Source organism: Amycolatopsis sp. NPDC051071, assembly GCF_040682875.1.
Taxonomy (GTDB): Bacteria; Actinomycetota; Actinomycetes; order Mycobacteriales; family Pseudonocardiaceae; genus Amycolatopsis.
In genome coordinates, this window is record NZ_JBFBBY010000020.1 from 61,648 (window position 1) to 80,298 (window position 18,651).

An 18,651-nucleotide genomic window follows, 5' to 3' on the forward strand; every position below is an offset into this window, starting at 1 on the left:
GAATCGGGTGTGTGGTGGCAGGTTCGGCGTCGTCCGGTCGGTAGGGGCATCCACCGAACGATTGATGTGGTCCGACCCCCCTTCCTGCCTACGATCAACTGCGACGACGGGAGGACCGGAATGAAGCCGCAGATCGAGGCGGACGGGTGGTTGAACGCCGCCATGCACGCCGGGTTCTTCCTGTTGCTGGCCGCGTCGGTGGCACGGTTCGTCGCCGCCCACGGACTCGGCGGGGCCACACCGCTGATCCTCGTGCTCACCGGTGCGCTCGCGCTGGTCTACGTGGTGGGGGTGCTGAGCTGGCCCGTGCTCGGCAAGGGACGACCGGTGTGGCTGGGCGCGGTGATCGCGACCTGGCTCGCGCTGGTGGTGGCGGCGCCGAGTTTCGCTTGGTGCGCGGTGCCGTTGTTCTTCGTCTGCCTGCAGGTGCTGCGGCGGCGGACCGTGGTCGTGGTGGTCGTCCTGCTGACCGTCGTGACCATCCTCGCCCAGCTGCGGATCGCGACTGAATTCGATCCGAGTATCGTCCTCGCGCCGGTGGCCGTCGCGTTGATGGCCACGATGACGTTCCTGCGGCTCGATCGTGACCGGGAGCAGCTGGGGAAGTTCGTCGGAGACCTCCTCCGGACCAGGGTGGATCTCGCGGACAGTCAGCGGTTGGCCGGGGTGGCGCAGGAACGGGAGCGGCTGGCGCGGGAGATCCATGACACCCTCGCGCAGGGGCTCTCAAGTCTGCGGATGCTGCTGCAGGCGGCACAGCTGGCCTGGACAAGTGATCCGGAACTGGCCAAGGAACACGTGTCCGCCGCCGTCGACTCGGCAGGCGACAACCTCGACGAGGCACGGCGGTTCGTCCACGGTCTGGTTTCTCCGCGGCTCGACGGCACCGATCTCGCCGACTCCCTGAGGGACATGGTCGGACAGATCGCCTTTGGCACCTCGCATGTGGTGCGGTTCCAAACCAGCGGAGAACCGTATCGCCTGAAACCCGAGGTGGAGGCCGGTCTACTGCGGGTCGCCCAGAGTGCGCTGGCGAACGTGAACGAACACGCTCGGGCGCGAGAAGCCGCCGTGACGCTGACCTACCTGGTGGACAAGGTCGTCCTCGACGTCCGCGACGACGGTGGCGGCTTCGACCCGGCGGCGGCGCGCGTAAGCGGAATCCGGGGTAACGGGCTGCGGATGATCGGCGAGCGTGTCGCCGACCTCGGTGGTGAGATGGTCGTCGAGAGCGCGCAGGGAGAGGGCACCGCGCTCGCGGTCAGCGTGCCCACCACCAAGGAGGGGCGATGGTCATCCAGGTCCTGATCGTCGACGATCATCCGGTGGTGCGTGCGGGAATCAAAGCGCTGCTCGCCGGCGAAGCCGATATCGACGTCATCGGCGAATGTGCCGGCGCGGACGAGTCCCTGCGGTTCGCCGTCGCGCTGAAGCCGGACGTCGTGCTGATGGACCTTCAGCTCGGCGAGGGCCCGGACGGTATCGACGCCACCGAACGCCTGACGGCCTTACCGGAACCGCCGAGGGTTCTGGTGCTCACCACCTATGAAGCGGAAATGGACGTCACCAGGGCGGTGGCCGCCGGTGCCACCGGCTATCTGCTCAAAGCGGGCCCACCCGAGGACCTCTTTCGCGGCATCCGCGCGGCGGCGCGCGGCGAAACCGCGATGGCGCCCCAGATCGCGGCCCGGCTCTTCGATCGCATGCGTGATCCGGTGCCCGCGCTGAGCTCGCGGGAGACCGAGATCGTCGAGCTGCTGGCGGAAGGACTGATGAACCGTCAGATCGCCTCGCGGCTGTTCATTTCCGAGGCGACGGTGAAGACCCACTTGATCCACATCTACGACAAACTCGGCGTCGAAAGCCGGGCGGCCGCGGTCGCCGTCGCCGCGGAAAGGAGGATCATCCGGATCGAACCCCGCTGATCCTCTCCTTGACCTGGAGCGCGCCCCAGGTGCCGTCTTAGCGTGGTCGACGTTGCGAAAGTGCTCGCCTGAGAGTTTCGAAGGATGTCGGCGCAAGGGGTGGCTGTGAAGTCTTACGTACCCAGAGAAAGTATTTCCTGCAAATAGGGCAATCGATATCATCGCCTACTGGAGCGTTGGCGAGCACGAGGTCTGCGATGCGTCGTGTCTCTCGTGATTCTTTCTGAATTCCGCAAGTCCGTCGCCTCTTTGCCGGTATGCACAGTAGGTGCCGTCGTACCCATGGCCGGATGCTGGGGAGATACACCGACAGAAATGGTTCGCCTTGACCTGGAGCGCGCTCCAAGACTTAGCGTTCCGGGTATGACCGCAACACTGATCACTGGAGCGAACAAGGGACTCGGCTTCGAGACCGCACGACGGCTCGTCGAGGCGGGCCACACCGTCTACGTCGGAAGCCGTGACGCCGAACGAGGACGCCGAGCGGCCGAAGAGCTCGGCGCGCGGGCGATTCACCTCGACGTCACCGATGACTGGTCGGTGGGTGCCGCCGCGAAGACCATCGAGGCCGATGGCGGACTGGACGTACTGGTCAACAACGCCGGTATCGCACCGGAATGGGGTGACCCCGTGGTCGGCGCGGGGGACCTGACGGCCGAGCTGATGCGCGGCACCTTCGAGACGAACGTGATCGGCATGGTGCGGGTCCTGCACGCGTTTCTCCCGCTGCTGCGACGTTCCGCCGCCCCGGTCGTGGTCAACGTCAGCAGCGGCCTGGCTTCGCTGAGCCGGGTGGCCACGCCGGGAACAGCAGCGCACGCGTACCCGGGCGTCGCCTATCCGGCGTCGAAAGCGGCGGTCAACATGATCACCGTGCAGTACGCGAAGGCGTTCCCGGACCTGCGGATCAACGCGGTGGAGCCGGGATTCACCGCGACCGGGCTGAACGGGAACTCCGGGCGTCAGACTGTCGAGCAGGGCGCCGAAATCATCGTGCGGATGGCGCAGGTGGGCGCGGACGGGCCCACGGGCGGCTACTTCGACATCGAAGGCGTGTTGCCCTGGTGAGTCCTGTCCTATCTTCGTGAGAAAGGGCGTATGTGATGGCAGAGCCGGTCCTGCGGAACGCCGATCGTGACGACGTCATGGCCATCTGCCGCTTCGGTGAGGAGCATGTCCAGTCCCATTACACGCCCCTGATCGGCGAGGAAGCCGCCGGCAAACAGGTCCGGATGTGGTGGAACGTAACGAATATCGGTGCCGCCGTCGCCCGGGGTTCGGTGGTCGTCGCCGAGGCGGACGGCCTGCTCGCCGGTGTCGGGCAGCGTGGCCGCGCCGGGGACGACCACGTGATCTACAAGCTTTACGTGGACCCACGGCATCGCGGCAGGGGGTTGGGCCCGCGGTTGCTCGACGCTCTCATCGGGCAGTTGCCCGCGGGCGCCGATCGGCTGTACATCGAGCATTTCGTGGCCAACGAACGAGCGGGCGCGTTCTACGAGCGTGAAGGCTTCGCCGTGGAACGGATCGAGCCGAGTCCCACGGGAGACCCCGCGCTCGGGGTGGTGTGGCGCGTCCGCGTTCTGATCCCTTAGCGGAGGTTCCAGGCGAGGGGCCCGCGAAGCCAGCGATCGACCTGTCGCTGGCCGCGCAGGCGGACGATGACGAGATCAGGATGACGGTGCTCGTCGATGACCTTGCGCACGCGGGCCCGGATCATCGGGTGGTAGCGCCACGCGAGTTTGACGATGTGCCCGGGATCGGTGAAGAACGTGTGCAACGGGCCCTCGACGTTGCCACCGGCGATCTTCGAACCGCGGCCGACACGACGTTTCAGTGTCCGGATGACGACACGCGTCATGGTCAGGACGCGTGGATGATCGAGCCAGACCAGCACGTCGAGCCGTCCGGTCATCTGTTCCCGTACCTGTTCGCCTTGCCATTCGATGGCCCACTCGTCGCCGTCGAGGAATTTCAGGACGTCGGCCTGCCAGGTCTCCCGCACCGTCCAACCCGGACCGTGGAAGAAGGACTCGAACTCGACGAACGGCAGACCCATGCGTTCGCACAGGGTTCGCGCGAGTGTCGACTTGCCCGACCCGGCAGGACCTGCCACCGCGACTCGCCGGATCCGTTGTTCGGGAAGGGGACCGTCCGGCCCGATGATCCGCATGCCGGGAGCCTAGGGACGCACCCGGATCGGTTGCCATCGCTTTTCGCCGGGTCGATTGGTCCGGCACCAGGCGGCTGCTCGCCGCCACCCGTGATCTCGCCTCCGCGAACTGAGGCGAACCGAGGCGAACCTGGGCGAACCGAGGCGAACTTGGACGAACCGAGGCGAACCGTGAGCGGGACATGAATCGGCCCCTACCGCGTTTCGCTGGCAGGGGCCGGTTTTGCGTGGCCGAACTGTGTGCCCTCGGCAGGATTCGAACCTGCGACACCTGCCTCCGGAGGGCAGTGCTCTATCCCCTGAGCTACGAGGGCGTTGCCGCCTGGGCGACGTTGGAAGCTTAGCGCATCCCGTCGGGCCCTCTCGCGCGCGGTGGTCGTTAGCCGTGGTGGTGTTCGACGACGCGGGCGAGGAGCCGGGTCAGCTGCTCCCGGTCGGCGGGTTCCAAGGGGGCCAGGAAGACGTCCTGGGTCTCGCTGACCAGGTCATCCAGGTGCTGGAGTCGTCGCGCGCCGGTTTCGGTGAGGGTGATCAGGTTGCGCCGTCCGTCCGCCGGGTCGGGGGCGCGCTCGACGTAACCCGAGTCGGCGAGTTCGTTGATGACGGCGACGACGTCGCTGCGGTCGATGCCGGTGGAGCGGCTCAAGTTGGCCTGGCTCGACGGGCCGTTTTCGTCGATCGCCGCGAGGATCCCGTAGTGGTACCGGCGGGCGCCGCTGCGGGTGAACTCGTCCATCGCGAGCCGGTGCGCCACGGTGGCGGCCTGGTTGACCAGCCAGCTGGCCTTGCTGCGAAGCCGGACGGGAGCGGTGCTCATCGGGGCAGCGTACCGAACCGTTGGCGAAACCAACGAATCCTGCTAGCGTTGGTGTCACCAATGAACTGGGAGGACGTCGTGATCGAACCGTTCGAAGTGCGGATCCCCGAAGCCGACATCGCCGACCTGCGGGCCCGCCTGCGCGGCACGCGTTGGCCCGAACCGGCCACTGTGGACGATTGGGGGCAGGGTGTCCCGCTGGATTTCGCCCGGGAGCTCTGCCGGTACTGGGCCGAGGACTACGACTTCGGTTTGGCCGGTCGGGTCAACGCTTTCCCGGGTTTCAAGACCACTGTGGACGGTCTGGGAATCCACTTCCTGCACGTCCGGTCGCCGGAACCGGACGCGACGCCGCTCGTGCTCACGCACGGCTGGCCGGGCTCGGTCGTCGAATTCCTGGACGTGCTGGGCCCGTTGACCGATCCTCGCGGGCACGGGGGTGATCCAGCGGACGCGTTTCACGTCGTGGCGCCGTCGTTGCCCGGGTTCGGCTGGAGTGACAAGCCGTCCGAGACGGGCTGGACGGTCGAGCGCATCGCGCGGGCGTGGGACCAGCTGATGGGGCGGCTCGGTTACGAGCGCTACGTCGCTCAGGGTGGCGACTGGGGTGCCGGGGTGACGAACATGCTCGCCAAGGTGGCACCGGAGCGGCTGATCGGCGTCCACGTCAACATGGCAGGCGTCCAGTACGACGTGGCGGCGCTGGGCGAGCCGACCGAGGCCGAACGCGAGGCGATCGGCGATCTGAACCGGTTCCGCGAGGTCGGCTCCGCGTATTCGCAGCAGCAGGCCACCCGGCCGCAGACGGTCGGCTACGGCCTCACCGACTCGCCCGCGGCGCAGGCGGCGTGGGTCGCCGAGAAGTTCTGGGAGTGGACTGACAACGACGGCTCGCCGGAGACCGCGCTGTCCTGGCGCCGGATGCTCGACGCCATCTCCGTCTACTGGTTCACCGCGACCGCGGCGTCGTCCGCGCGGATCTACTGGGAGAACAGGGAGCGAGACGTCTCCGAGGTTGCCGTTCCTTCGGGGATCTCGATCTTCCCGCGCGAGATCATCCGGCCGTCCCGTCGGTGGGCGGAGCTGCGCTACACCGATCTTCGCTGGTACGAGGAGCTGGTCAAGGGTGGTCACTTCGCCGCTTTCGAGCAGCCGGAAGCCTTCGTCGGGCAGTTGCGGGGGTTCTTCCGGGCGATTCGGTAGCGGTGCGTGTCGGTATCAGGTTTCGGGAAGGCCCTCCTGGGGGATGGCTTCCTTGTGTGGCTTAGGACATGGTGAACTTAGGCTCACCTGTATTGCACATATGCGCATGTGACAATATATTCGGCCTGTCGACTTCACGAGAGGCGGAGCAATGGGTCACGGGCACGGGCATGGGACGGCCTCGCCGTCGAGCGCGTCAGGTCGCTACCTCAAGAGCCTGACGATCGCCCTGTTCATCGGCGCCGGCTTCATGGTCATGGAGTTCGTCGTCGGGTTCGCCACCGGCTCGCTCGCGTTGATCTCGGACGCCGCCCATATGTTCACCGACGTCCTCGGCGTCGGCATGGCGCTGGGCGCGATCATGCTGGCCCGGCGCAGTGGGCCGACGCTCACCCGCACTTTCGGGTTCTACCGGGCCGAGGTGCTCGCGGCGCTGGGCAACGCGATCCTGTTGTTCGGCGTCGCGGGCTACGTCCTGTACGAGGCCATCGGCCGGATCAGTGACCCGCCCGTCGTGGCCGGCCTGCCCGTGCTGCTGGCCGCCGCCGCCGGCCTGGTCGCGAACATCGTTTCCTTCATGATCCTGCGCAAGGGTGCCGAAGAGAGCATCAACGTCCGGGGCGCGTACCTGGAGGTCCTCGCCGACCTGATCGGCTCCGTCGGTGTGCTGCTGAGCGGCGCGATCACGCTGCTGACCGGCTGGCGCTACGCCGACCCGATCATCGGTGTCGCGATCGGCCTGTTCGTCCTGCCCCGCACCTACGCCCTCGCCCGCCGCGCGCTGCGGATCCTGTTCCAGCACGCGCCGAAGGGTGTCGACGTCGCCGGGATCCAGACCGAACTCGGCGCGCTGAAGGGCGTCGAAGACGTCCATGATCTGCACGTCTGGACGCTGACTTCGGGGATGGAGGTCGCTTCGGCGCACCTCACCATCGCCCCGACCGTCGAGCAGGCCGCGGTGCTGACCGAGGCGCAGAACCTGCTGTCGAGCCGGTACTCGATCGAGCACGCGACCCTGCAGATAGAAGTCCCCCAATGCGCGCAACGCTGCCGGGAGCTCTCCTGGTAGCGCCCCCACGACGACGCGAACGCAAGTAGTCCTCTAGTTGCGGTAGTTGGCAACGCGAACTACCGCAACTAGAGGACTAATTGCGTTGTAAAGGGGGTCAGGCGGGCAGGGGAGCGGCGCCGCGCTCCTGGAGCAGGCCCTTCATCAGGGTCATCTCGGCGCCCTGCGAAACGAGCATGCTCCGCGTCAGCGACTTCACGTCCGCCACGGAAGTGTGGTCGTTGCCGTACTGCGCCATCTCCGTACCGCCGACGTGGTGCCGCAGCATCAGTTGCAGGAAGAAGACGTCCATCTCCTTGCCCGTCAGCGACCGCAGCTTCGCCAGTTCGGCCGACGTCGCCATGCCGGGCATCGGTGCGCCGTTCGACGGCTTCATGTCGGCGCCACCGTGCCCGCCATGGCCTGCCATCGGTTCGGTCATCCAGGTCATATACGCGCCGGTCGCCTGCTCGGGCTGGCCCCACAGGCCGAGCCAGCCCTTCATCCGGCCGACCTGGCCGGTCTGCGTCCGCTCGATGTCGAACGCGAGGGTCTTGATCGCCGGATCGGCCGTATGGTCGCGCGCCCAGCCCGCCATGGTGACGGCCTGGAGGTGGTGCACCGACATGTCCTGCGCGAAACCGACCTCGACCGAACCCGCCCCCGGTGTCGTGGAGGCGGGATCGGTGTCGATCAGCCTGGTCGTCAAGGCGCCGAGGCCGAAGCCGACGATCAGCATGACGACCAGTGCGGCCCCGATCACCAGCCAGCGCGACTTCACCGTGCGAGGTGCCGTGTCGCCGGGTTCGTCGACGTACTGGAGATCGGGGTCCACTGGGTTCACTACTTGCTCGCGGGCGCCGAGGGCTGGGTGGCCGGGGGCTGCGACGGCTGCCCAGCGGCGCCCTGGTCCTGCTGGGTGCCCGCGGTGCCCTTGTAGTCCATCGGCTTGGCGTCCGGCCCCGGCGGGGCCGGGTTGAATTCACCCGGCTCGATCTGCGCGTCGCAGGTGGCGTCACGCTCGGGGTACGCGCCGTACGGGTTGGTGCGCAGGGCCGCGATGAACTGGTCGATCCGGTCGTCGGAGGCGCTGTCCAGCTTCAGCTGGTGGCCCCAGGACTGCAGGGAGATCGGCTTGTCCAGGTTCGGGTACGGCGACATCGTGGTGTACGGCTTGCCCTCGACGCGCACCTTCAGCAGGTCGAGTGCCTCGCCGCTGATCTGCTGCGGGTTGTAGGCGATCCAGACCGCGCCGTGCTCGAGGCCGTGGACCATGTTCTCGTTGCGGACGGCGTTCGGGTAGACGACGCCGTTGCAGGCGGCCCAGGCCTGGTCGTGCGGGCCGCCGTAGGGCGGGGTCTTGTCGTAGGCGACGCGTTCGGCGGCGGTGACGTGCACGCTGCCTTCATACGTCGTGGTGGTGACGCCGTTGATCCGCTTGGAGGGATCCGGGTCCTGCTGCGAAGGCGCGAAGGCGGCGGCCGCCTCTTCCCGCGTCTTCTGATCGCGCTTGGGCGCCGAAGCGATCATGTAATAAGTGACCACCGAGGCAGCCAGGGCGACGATCGCGACGACGGCGATGATCGTGCCCCATGGCGTGCCCTTCTTGGACACGACGGAACTACGGGCGGCCTTCAAGGCGTCCTTCGACGACGCGCCCTTTTTTCTGGTTGTCCCGTTAGCCATGGCTCCCGCGTTCTCCGTAGGGGGTGGTTCCCTGCGCGGGCCAGTGTAGAGACCGCGCGTCTGATCACCGTGAACGCCCGCGATGGTCACCGGCTTGGCTCACACCTTCCGGCGGTCGCTGCGAAGCCCGGACCAGGTCACACCTAGAATTCCACGAGTGACTCCCGCAGCTCTCGCCGACCTGGTCCGTAACTCAGCCGTGCAGGTTCTCGCCGCGCGCGGCCTCGACGATTCCGTGCTGCCGGAGAAGGTGACGATCGAACGTCCTCGCAACCCCGAGCACGGCGACTACGCGACCAACCTGGCGCTGCAGGTGGCCAAGAAGGCGGGTATGAAGCCCCGCGACTTCGCCGACGCGCTCGCCGAGGCGCTGGCCGCCACCGACGGTATCGACTCGGCCGAGGTCGCCGGGCCGGGCTTCCTCAACCTGCGGCTCGCCGCCGGCGCGCAGGGCCAGATCGTCCAGCAGGTCCTCGACGCCGGGGAGAAGTACGGCCTCGGCGACACGCTGGCCGGGGTCAAGATCAACCTCGAGTTCGTCTCCGCGAACCCCACCGGCCCGATCCACCTCGGCGGCACCCGCTGGGCCGCGGTCGGCGACGCGCTGGGCCGGGTGCTGTCCGCGCAGGGCGGCCTGGTCACCCGCGAGTACTACTTCAATGACCACGGCGCGCAGATCGACCGGTTCGTCCGCTCGCTGGTCGCGGCCGCCAAGGGCGAGCCCGCCCCTGAGGACGGCTACGCGGGTGGCTACATCAACGACATCGCCGCCGAGGTCATCCGGCAGGAGCCGAGTGCGCTGTCGCTGCCGGACGACGAGCGCGCCGAGGCGTTCCGCAGGGTCGGCATCGAGCTGATGTTCACCGAGATCAGGCAGAGCCTGCACGACTTCGGCACCGACTTCGACGTCTACTTCCACGAGAACTCACTGCACGAGTCCGGCGCCGTCGCGTCCTCGGTCCAGCAGCTGAAGGATTCCGGGAACCTGTACTTCTCCGACGGTGCCTGGTGGCTGAAGTCCAAGGAGCACGGTGACGACAAGGACCGCGTCGTCATCAAGAAGGACGGCAACCCGGCCTACATCGCCGGTGACCTCGCCTACTTCCAGGACAAGCGCAAACGCGGTTTCGATCTGTGCATTTACATGCTCGGCGCGGACCACCACGGGTACATCGCCCGCCTGAAGGCCGCCGCGGCCGCCTTCGGGGACGACCCGGCCGTGGTCGAGGTGCTGATCGGCCAGATGGTCAACCTGGTTTCCGACGGCAAACCGGTCCGGATGAGCAAGCGGGCGGGCACCGTGATCACCATGGAGGATCTCGTCGGCACCGTCGGTGTCGACGCGGCCCGCTACGAGCTGATCCGCTACTCGGTCGACTCCAGTTTGGACATCGACCTCGATCTGCTGCGCAAGCATTCCAACGACAACCCGGTCTACTACGTCCAGTACGCCCACGCGCGGCTGGCCTCCTTGCAGCGCAACGCTTCCGACCTTGGGCTCAAGTCCGAAGTACGTATTCCCGCTGAGGGCTCATCAACACAGTCCGGAGAGGACGTCGATTTCGGACTGCTGACGCTGCCGGCCGAAGGTGACCTGATCCGGACACTCGGCGAATTCCCGACCGTCCTCCGCCGGGCCGCACAGTTGCGCGAACCGCACCGTGTCGCCCGCTATCTCGAAGAACTCGCCGGCGCCTACCACAAGTGGAACGCCGTCGGCCGGGTTCTGCCGAGGGGCGACGAGGAGACCACCCCCCTCACGTTTTCCCGGCTCGCGCTCAGTGAAGCGACTCGCCAGGTGCTGGCCAACGGCCTCACCGTGCTCGGTGTCTCCGCTCCGGAACGGATGTGAGGGGAGGCGGCGCCGAGGTGTTATCCGGAACCCGGCCGAGTACGACGGACGCGCTCCGCCCGAAGGGCTCGCTGACGCGGAGGCAGGGCGTCCTCCGAACGCAACGTAACTTTCCCGACCTGACCCACGCCCTGGCCACGCGTTCGCGATCGCGCGGCCTTGATCGAGCGGAGTAATCAATGGCTCACCCCGCGGGCCCCCGCCACGCCGACGTCTACCCCCACGCCGACGCTTCCGGTTTCCCGCCGGCGAGTGCCGAGGAACTCGACAGGCTGTACCCGAAGGTCTGGCCCCGCAACACCTTCCGCGGTGGCGACGGCGTCGTGCGCATCGCGGGCGTCGACGTCCGTGAACTCGCCGAGACCTACGGCACGCCGCTGTTCGTGGTCGACGAGGCCGACTTCAAGTCCCGTTGCGCCGACTACGCCGAGGCGTTCGACGACCCGGCGCTCGTGCACTACGCGTCCAAGGCGTTCCTGTCCATCGAGATCGCCCGCTGGGTGGCCGAGCAGGGGCTGAGCCTGGACGTCTGCAGTGGCGGCGAACTCGCCGTGGCACAGCGCGCGAACTTCCCGGCCGACCGGATCACCTTCCACGGCAACAACAAATCGGTCGCCGAACTCGAAGCCGCCGTCGAGGCGGGCGTCGGCACGGTCGTGGTCGACTCCTACTACGAGATCGCGCGGCTGGCCGATGTCGCCGTCAAGCACGACATCGTCCAGAACGTGCTGATCCGGGTCACGGTCGGCGTCGAGGCGCATACGCACGAGTTCATCGCGACAGCGCACGAAGACCAGAAGTTCGGCTTCTCGCTGGCTTCCGGCGACGCGGCCGAGGCCGTCCGTCGCGTGCTCAACGCGCCGTCGCTCAAGCTGGTCGGCCTGCACAGCCACATCGGTTCGCAGATCTTCGACGCCGACGGTTTCGAGGTCGCCGCCCGCCGGGTGGTCGGCCTGCTGGCCGAACTCGCCAAGGAGCACGGCAGCGACCTCCTCGACCAGCTGTCCATCGTCGACCTCGGCGGCGGTTTCGGTATCGCCTACACCGACAAGGACAATCCGCCGCCGCCCGCGCAGATGATCACGCAGATCCGCGAGATGGTCCGCAAGGAATGCGAGTACGCGGGCCTTCCGGTGCCGAAGATCGCCGGTGAGCCGGGCCGCGCCATCGCCGGCCCCGGCACGATCACGCTGTACGAGGTCGGCACCATCAAGGACGTCTCGCTCGGCGACAAGGCCGCCCGGCGCTACGTCAGTGTCGATGGCGGGATGAGCGACAACATCCGCACCGCGCTCTACGACGCGGTGTACGACTGCCGCCTCGTTTCCCGCTCCGCGGACGACGGTGACGGCCAGGCCGCTGCCGCGTTGTCCCGAGTTGTGGGAAAACACTGTGAATCCGGCGACATCGTCGTCCGCGACTGCTGGCTCCCCGACACTCTTGCTCCCGGCGATCTCCTCGCCGTGGCGGCCACCGGGGCGTACTGCTACTCGATGGCCAGCGGATACAACCGGCAGCCGCGGCCCGCGGTGGTGGCCGTGCGCAACGGCAGCGCCCGTGTGCTGCTGCGGCGGGAGACGACGGACGACATGCTGCGCCTGGAGGTCTAGCAAGTGTCTACTGTGGACGAACGCGTGATCAGAGTCGCACTCCTCGGCTGCGGGACGGTCGGCGGTGAAGTGGTCCGGCTGCTCACCGAGCAGGCCGACGAACTCGCCGCCAGGGCGGGCGCGCGGGTGGAGCTGGCGGGTATCGCGGTGCGACGCCCCGACAAGCACCCCGAGCTGCCGCCGGAGCTGGTGACCTCCGACGTGACGAAGCTCGTCACCTCCGACGACGTCGACGTGGTCGTCGAACTGGTCGGCGGGATCGAGCCGGTGCGGGAGTGGCTGCTCGACGCGCTCAAAGCCGGGAAATCCGTTGTCACCGCGAACAAGGCGCTGCTGGCCGAGCACTCCGCGGAGCTGTTCGAGGCCGCGGACGCGGCGGGTGTCGACCTGTACTTCGAGGCGGCCGTCGCCGGGGCGATCCCGTTGCTGCGCCCGCTGCGCGAGTCGATGGCGGGTGACCGCATCACCCGCGTGATGGGCATCGTCAACGGCACCACGAACTACATCCTCTCCGCGATGGACTCCACGGGCGCCGGCTACGCGGAAACGCTGGAAGAGGCCAGCAGGCTCGGCTACGCGGAGGCGGATCCGACGGCGGACGTCGACGGCTACGACGCCGCGTCCAAGGCCGCGATCCTCGCCTCGCTCGCGTTCCACACCCGCGTGACCGCCTCCGACGTGCACCGCGAGGGCATCGCCGACGTCACCGCGTCGGACCTCGCGGCGGCGAACGTGCTGGGCCGCACGGTGAAACTGCTCGCCATCTGCGAGCGCGTCACCTCCGACGACGGCACCGAATCCGTTTCGGCGCGTGTGCATCCGGTGATGATCCCGCGCGGTCACCAGCTCGCCGGGGTCGGCGGCGCGTACAACGCCGTCTACGTCGAGGCCGACGCCGCCGGTGAGCTGATGTTCTACGGTCAGGGCGCCGGTGGCGCGCCGACCGCGAGTGCCGTGCTCGGCGACCTCGTCGCGGTGGCTCGCAACCTGGTCGTCGGTGGCCGCGGCCCGCGTGAATCCGCGCACGCCGCACTGCCGGTCCGGCCGATGGGCCAGACGCCGACGCGGTACCACGTCAGTCTCGACGTGGCCGACCGCGCCGGGGTGCTCGCGCAGGTGGCGCAGGCGTTCGCCGGCCACGGCGTCAGCATCGCCGCGGTGCGCCAGCGTGACGCGAACGACACGGCCAGCCTGGTCGTGGTCACCCATCTGGCGCCGGACGCGGCCCTGAGGTCCACTGTGGACGATATTGCCGAACTCGACGTGGTGAACCAGGTCGTCAGCGTGATGCGTGTGGAAGGCGAAGACCAGTGATTTCCCAACCCTGGCCCGGAATCATCCAGGCGTACCCCGATCGGATCCCGGTCCCGTCCGGCGCGAAGGTGATCACCCTCGGTGAGGGCAACACCCCGCTGCTGCCCGCGCCGCATTTGTCCGGGCTGACCGGCTGCGAGGTCTACCTCAAGGTCGAAGGCGTGAACCCGACCGGCTCCTTCAAGGACCGCGGGATGACCGTGGCGATCACGCACGCGCTCGCCAGCGGGCTGCAGGCGGTCATCTGCGCCTCCACCGGCAACACGTCGGCGTCGGCCGCGGCCTACGCGGCGCGTGCCGGGCTCACCTGCGCCGTACTCGTGCCGCAGGGCAAGATCGCGATGGGCAAACTCGCCCAGGCCGTCCAGCACGGCGCGCGGATCCTGCAGGTGGACGGCAACTTCGACGATTGCCTCGAATTGGCGCAGAAGACCGCGATCGACTATCCGGTGACCTTGGTCAACTCCGTCAACCCGGTGCGTATCGCCGGCCAGAAGTCGGCCGCGTTCGAGATCTGCGACGTACTCGGCAAGGCACCCGACATCCACTGCCTGCCGGTCGGCAACGCGGGCAACATCACCGCCTACTGGGCGGGGTATTCCGAGTACGCCGGTGACGGTGTGGTGAAGAACACCCCACGGATGTTCGGTTTCCAGGCCGCCGGTGCCGCGCCGCTCGTGCACGGCGAGCCGGTGGCCGATCCGGACACCATCGCGACCGCCATCCGCATCGGCAGCCCCGCGTCCTGGGACGGCGCGATGAAGGCGAAGAACGCCTCCGCCGGGCTGTTCGAGGCCATTACCGACGAGAAGATCCTGGAGGCGTACCGCCTGCTCGCCCGCAAGGAGGGCGTGTTCGTCGAGCCCGCTTCGGCGACGAGCGTCGCCGGCCTGCTCGCGACGGCCGCCGACGGACGCCTGCCGAAGGGCTCCACCGTCGTCTGCACGGTCACCGGCCACGGCCTCAAGGATCCGGCCACCGCGCTGGAAGGCAACGTCGAGGTCGAGCCGCTCGCGGTCGACCCGACCGCCGTCGCCGCCGCGCTGGACCTGCGATGACGCTGCTCAAGGTCACCGTCCCGGCATCCTCGGCGAATCTCGGCCCGGGGTTCGACACGCTGGGCCTGGCGCTGGCGTTGTACGACAAGGTCGAGCTCCAGGTGACCGACGCCGGGCTCAAGATCGAGGTGATCGACGCCGGCGCGGGTGACGTGGACGACGTTCCGACCGATGAATCGCATCTGGTCGTCCGCGCCTTCCGGCGTGGTTGCGAGCACCTGGGCGTCCGGGTGCCGGGACTGTATCTGCGGTGCTTCAACGCCATTCCGCACGCTCGTGGGCTCGGTTCGTCCGCGGCCGCCGTCGTCACCGGTGTCGCGGCGGCGTACGCGCTGGCTGAGAAGGCCATGGACGACGACGCGCTGCAGCTGGCGGCCGAGTTCGAGGGGCACGCCGACAACGCGGCGGCGAGCCTGCTGGGCGGCTTCGTGGTGGCCTGGAACGAGGGCGCGCGGTTCCGCGCCGAACGGCTCCAGCCGCATCACGACATCCGGCCCGTGGTCGCGATCCCGGCTTTGCGCTCCTCGACCGACGTGACGCGGGGACTGCTGCCCGAACGGGTGCCGCACGCCGACGCGGCGTTCACCGCGGGTCGCGCGGCACTCGCGGTGCACGCGCTCACAGCGCGCCCCGACCTGTTGCTCTCCGCTACCGAAGACCGGCTCCACCAGCATTACCGGGCGCCCGCGTACCCGGCGAGCGCCGAGCTGGTGCGTGCGTTGCGGGCCGAAGGAGTGGCCGCGGCCATTTCCGGCGCCGGTCCGACCGTGCTCGCGCTGACCACCGCCGGAATACTTCCGACGGGGGTGGACGTTACATCTTTCGACGTCACCGAGTTGCCGATCGATCCAGGCGGCGTTCAGGTCGCGGCTCAGTAAAGCCTCGGTCACGTGCACGGCTCTCGCCCCGCCACGCGGGGGGTGGTTGTTGCACCGGGCCGTGGCGCGGTCTACCCTCGGGGGCGTTCGATCACCGTGCGTTTCCGCACCCGGTGCCGGTCCAGGTGAACAGTGACATCCTTGGCCCGCATCCTTCGTTGATTCGCCAGTTCCGCACAGAGTCCGGCAAAAGCACAGCCTGGCAAGCGGGGCTGACAGACCGACACAGGCGGGTTCCCGGTTCCGGCGGTGCCGAATTTCGCTTCCTCCGTTTGGAGGAAGCAAACCCCTGTGCTGGAGGCCTTTTCTTGGTCCTGTTGGAACAGCTCCGCTGTGTTCAACACGGCTGAGGAGCTGATCGCCCGTATCGGGGGCCAGATACGCCGTTTCGCAATCGGACGCGAACGGCGGTCCGCTGATCCACCTGGAGGCGTGGATCGGTCAGGAAGGACATTTGTGAGCAACACCGATCTTTTGAGCGACGTCGAAGGTGGCGCCGCCGAGTCGAACGGCGTCGCCGCTCCCAAGCGCGCGGTCGGCGGATTGACCGGCAAGACCGTCGCCGAACTGCGCTCGATCGCTGGGGACCTTGGCATCGGCGAGACCACGGGTATGCGTAAGGGCGACCTGATCGCGGCCATCCGTGAGCGTCAGGGCAAGACCAAGCGCAAGTCCCCCGCCGCGGCGAGCGAAACGCTTCCGCTCGAGGGGATCGAAGTACCGACGAAGGCTCCCAAGGCCGAAGCGCCCAAGACGGCGGCTCCTAAGCAGGAGACCCCGAAGGCCGAAGCGCCGAAGGCGGAAACCGCCCCGGCCGAGGCCCCGCGCGCCGAGAAGGCCGACAAGGCCGTCTCGGAGAATGGCTCCGCGCCCGCCGCCGAGCGGCCCGCGCAGCAGGAGACCCAGCAGGACGGCCAGCCGCAGCAGGAAGAGGGCGGCCGAGGCCGTCGTCGTCGTGGCTCCAACCGTGCCGCGGGTTCGCCCGAACAGGGCGGCCAGCAGCGTGAGCGCGGCGACCGCGCTGAGCGTGGTGAGCAGCGTGACCGCGGTGAGCAGCGTGAGCGTGGCGACCGTAATGAGCGCGGCGAGCGTGGCGACCGCACTGAGCGTGGCGACCGGGGTGAGCAGGGCGGTAACCGCCAGGGCAACCGGGACGGCAACCGCGACAACCGCGGTCAGGACAACCAGCGCCAGCGCAACCAGCAGGGCGGCCAGGACAACCGCGGCCAGGGCCAGGGCCAGAGTCAGGGGCAGGGCCAGGGCCCGCAGGGTGACGACGACGAGGACGGCGGCCGTCGCGGCCGTCGCTTCCGCGACCGTCGTCGCCGTGGCACCGGTGGCGGCCGCGAACAGGGCGGTTCGCCGGACACCGAGATCCGCGAGGACGACGTCCTGCTGCCCGTCGCGGGCATCCTGGACGTGCTCGACAACTACGCGTTCGTGCGTACGTCGGGCTACCTCGCCGGGCCGAACGACGTGTACGTCTCGCTTTCGCTGGTCCGCAGGTACGGCTTGCGCCGTGGTGACGCCATCACCGGTGTCGTGCGCCAGCCGCGTGACGGCGAGCAGCAGCGGCAGAAGTTCAACCCGCTGGTGCGTGTCGACTCGATCAACGGGCTGGATTCGGACGAGGCCAAGCATCGTCCCGACTTCACCAAGCTGACCCCGCTGTACCCGAACGAGCGGCTGCGTCTCGAGACCGAGTCGCACAAGCTCACGACCCGCGTCATCGACCTGGTGATGCCGGTCGGCAAGGGACAGCGTGCGCTGATCGTGTCGCCGCCGAAGGCCGGTAAGACCACGATCATGCAGGACATCGCGAACGCGATCTCCACGAACAACCCCGAGTGCCACCTGATGGTCGTCCTTGTCGACGAGCGTCCGGAAGAGGTCACCGACATGCAGCGGTCGGTGAAGGGTGAGGTCATCGCCTCCACCTTCGACCGTCCGCCGTCCGACCACACGTCGGTCGCGGAGCTGTCGATCGAGCGGGCGAAGCGCCTGGTCGAGATGGGCCACGACGTCGTCGTGCTGCTCGACTCGATCACCCGCCTCGGCCGTGCGTACAACCTCGCGGCCCCGGCTTCCGGCCGGATCCTCTCCGGTGGTGTCGACTCGACAGCGCTCTTCCCGCCGAAGCGTTTCCTCGGCGCGGCGCGCAACATCGAGAACGGCGGCTCGCTCACGATCTTCGCCACGGCGATGGTCGAGACCGGGTCCACCGGTGACACGGTGATCTTCGAAGAGTTCAAGGGCACCGGTAACGCGGAGCTCAAGCTCGACCGGAAGATCGCCGAGCGCCGGGTGTTCCCCGCGGTGGACGTCAACCCGTCCGGTACCCGTAAGGAAGACCTGCTGCTTTCGCCGGACGAGCTCGCGGTCACCCACAAGTTGCACCGAGTCCTGCACGCGCTGGACTCGCAGCAGGCCATCGACCTGCTGATCTCGCGACTGCGCAAGACGAAGACCAACCTCGAGTTCCTCATGCAGGTCTCGAAGACGGCCCTCGGCTCGAACGACGACGACTGATCTTCTCGGTCGCCTTCGGCACTACAGCTCTTACAGCTTTGCGATGAAGGGGCCTTTCGCCGCGTCTCATGCGGTGAAAGGCCCCTTCATCACGTCCTGGGAAGGCTCGTCGTGGGCGCCTGGCCGAAACCACCGGTACGCCTTGGCATTCGGTGGACGATTCCCTTGCCTGGCAACCCGACTGGGTGAGGTGACGCCTTCAGACGAACTGTGCCGGGATGGCGCCGACCGCACTCGCGTGCTTGGACCCCACACACCGAGTTCGACATTCAGGCACGCGAGTTACGTGTTCAAGCACGCAAGTTACGGCCTTGAGCACGCGTGTCACGTCTTCGCCCTGACTGCGAACCCCGGCGAACCGGCCGATCAAGGCGAGGCACCACGCACCGCGGCACGTTCGACTTACCCCTTCGAGGGACCAGGGCCCCTCAAGGAGGTCTCCACGGACTTCAGGCGCGCGTGGCAGGTGCCGGGTGAACGAGTGCGGGGTGGGGGGGGTGGTGTTTGTGGTGGGTGTTGAGGGAGAAAACAAAACAACAACAGAACCGGACGCGGGTC

The 18,651-nt window shown here is 68.0% G+C and carries 16 protein-coding genes and 1 tRNA gene; 12 read left to right on the plus strand and 5 right to left on the minus strand.

The features are described from left to right. Positions 1 to 120: 120 nt before the first annotated feature. The 4 genes from AB0M65_RS10195 (at position 121) to AB0M65_RS10210 (ending at position 3,520) form a co-directional block, all read left to right on the plus strand. Entirely contained in the window at positions 121 to 1,308 is a 1,188-nt protein-coding gene (locus tag AB0M65_RS10195) for a sensor histidine kinase (protein WP_364024392.1), read from the plus strand. Continuing rightward, complete coding sequence (locus AB0M65_RS10200) at positions 1,290 to 1,925, plus strand: response regulator transcription factor (protein WP_364024395.1); 636 nt, start codon at positions 1,290 to 1,292, stop codon at positions 1,923 to 1,925. Before AB0M65_RS10195 ends, AB0M65_RS10200 begins: the two co-directional genes overlap by 19 nt. A 363-nt stretch (positions 1,926 to 2,288) precedes the next feature. Further along, positions 2,289 to 2,993 carry an SDR family NAD(P)-dependent oxidoreductase gene (locus AB0M65_RS10205; RefSeq protein ID WP_364024398.1) on the plus strand — a complete coding sequence of 235 codons (705 nt, stop codon included), beginning with the start codon at positions 2,289 to 2,291 and terminating at the stop codon, positions 2,991 to 2,993. Positions 2,994 to 3,028: 35 nt separating this feature from the next. Beyond that, positions 3,029 to 3,520 carry a GNAT family N-acetyltransferase gene (locus tag AB0M65_RS10210; RefSeq protein WP_364024401.1) on the plus strand — a complete coding sequence of 164 codons (492 nt, stop codon included), beginning with the start codon at positions 3,029 to 3,031 and terminating at the stop codon, positions 3,518 to 3,520. On the opposite strand, the gene AB0M65_RS10215 is transcribed toward AB0M65_RS10210, so the two are convergent. The 3 genes from AB0M65_RS10215 to AB0M65_RS10225 all read right to left on the minus strand — a co-directional run bounded on the left by AB0M65_RS10215 (position 3,517) and on the right by AB0M65_RS10225 (position 4,915). Beyond that, positions 3,517 to 4,098 (minus strand): adenylate kinase, encoded by a 582-nt coding sequence (locus tag AB0M65_RS10215; protein WP_364024404.1) that lies wholly within the window; start codon positions 4,096 to 4,098, stop codon positions 3,517 to 3,519. The two genes, AB0M65_RS10210 and AB0M65_RS10215, sit on opposite strands and share 4 nt — an antisense overlap. 241 nt (positions 4,099 to 4,339) lie before the next feature. After that, positions 4,340 to 4,412 (minus strand) — tRNA-Arg (locus AB0M65_RS10220). Between the two features lie 65 nt (positions 4,413 to 4,477). Next, positions 4,478 to 4,915, minus strand: a complete 438-nt coding sequence (locus AB0M65_RS10225) for a MarR family transcriptional regulator (RefSeq protein ID WP_364024407.1) — start codon at positions 4,913 to 4,915, stop codon at positions 4,478 to 4,480. Positions 4,916 to 4,975: 60 nt separating this feature from the next. On the opposite strand from AB0M65_RS10225, the gene AB0M65_RS10230 reads away from it, so the two are divergent. Together AB0M65_RS10230 and AB0M65_RS10235 are read left to right on the plus strand one after the other, a co-directional pair. Continuing rightward, the gene (locus AB0M65_RS10230; protein WP_364024410.1) at positions 4,976 to 6,118 is read left to right on the plus strand and encodes an epoxide hydrolase family protein; all 1,143 of its coding nucleotides are present in this window, start codon (positions 4,976 to 4,978) and stop codon (positions 6,116 to 6,118) included. Between the two features lie 151 nt (positions 6,119 to 6,269). After that, positions 6,270 to 7,187: a cation diffusion facilitator family transporter gene (locus AB0M65_RS10235; RefSeq protein WP_364024413.1), complete on the plus strand. Its 918-nt coding sequence runs from the start codon at positions 6,270 to 6,272 to the stop codon at positions 7,185 to 7,187. A gap of 97 nt (positions 7,188 to 7,284) precedes the next feature. Here AB0M65_RS10235 and AB0M65_RS10240 read toward each other — a convergent pair whose 3' ends face one another. Together AB0M65_RS10240 and AB0M65_RS10245 are read right to left on the minus strand one after the other, a co-directional pair. After that, on the minus strand, positions 7,285 to 8,001 hold the full coding sequence (locus AB0M65_RS10240; RefSeq protein WP_364024416.1) for a DUF305 domain-containing protein: 717 nt from the start codon (positions 7,999 to 8,001) through the stop codon (positions 7,285 to 7,287). A gap of 8 nt (positions 8,002 to 8,009) precedes the next feature. Further along, positions 8,010 to 8,804 (minus strand): DUF3105 domain-containing protein, encoded by a 795-nt coding sequence (locus tag AB0M65_RS10245; protein WP_364024452.1) that lies wholly within the window; start codon positions 8,802 to 8,804, stop codon positions 8,010 to 8,012. A 205-nt stretch (positions 8,805 to 9,009) separates the two neighbouring features. On the opposite strand from AB0M65_RS10245, the gene argS reads away from it, so the two are divergent. The 6 genes from argS to rho all read left to right on the plus strand — a co-directional run bounded on the left by argS (position 9,010) and on the right by rho (position 18,093). Beyond that, on the plus strand, positions 9,010 to 10,704 hold the full coding sequence (gene argS / locus AB0M65_RS10250) for an arginine--tRNA ligase (protein ID WP_364024419.1): 1,695 nt from the start codon (positions 9,010 to 9,012) through the stop codon (positions 10,702 to 10,704). Positions 10,705 to 10,883: 179 nt separating this feature from the next. Further along, positions 10,884 to 12,314, plus strand: coding sequence for a diaminopimelate decarboxylase (lysA, locus tag AB0M65_RS10255; RefSeq protein WP_364024422.1), 1,431 nt, complete (start codon positions 10,884 to 10,886; stop codon positions 12,312 to 12,314). A gap of 3 nt (positions 12,315 to 12,317) precedes the next feature. After that, a complete protein-coding gene (locus AB0M65_RS10260) occupies positions 12,318 to 13,628 on the plus strand; it encodes a homoserine dehydrogenase (RefSeq protein WP_364024425.1) in 1,311 nt (436 codons plus the stop codon). After that, positions 13,625 to 14,686: a threonine synthase gene (gene thrC / locus AB0M65_RS10265; protein ID WP_364024428.1), complete on the plus strand. Its 1,062-nt coding sequence runs from the start codon at positions 13,625 to 13,627 to the stop codon at positions 14,684 to 14,686. The genes AB0M65_RS10260 and thrC overlap by 4 nt, the downstream gene beginning before the upstream one ends. Continuing rightward, on the plus strand, positions 14,683 to 15,564 hold the full coding sequence (gene thrB, locus AB0M65_RS10270) for a homoserine kinase (RefSeq protein WP_364024431.1): 882 nt from the start codon (positions 14,683 to 14,685) through the stop codon (positions 15,562 to 15,564). Before thrC ends, thrB begins: the two co-directional genes overlap by 4 nt. A 456-nt stretch (positions 15,565 to 16,020) precedes the next feature. Beyond that, positions 16,021 to 18,093, plus strand: a complete 2,073-nt coding sequence (rho, locus tag AB0M65_RS10275; protein ID WP_364024434.1) for a transcription termination factor Rho — start codon at positions 16,021 to 16,023, stop codon at positions 18,091 to 18,093. The last annotated feature ends 558 nt before the right edge of the window (positions 18,094 to 18,651 follow it).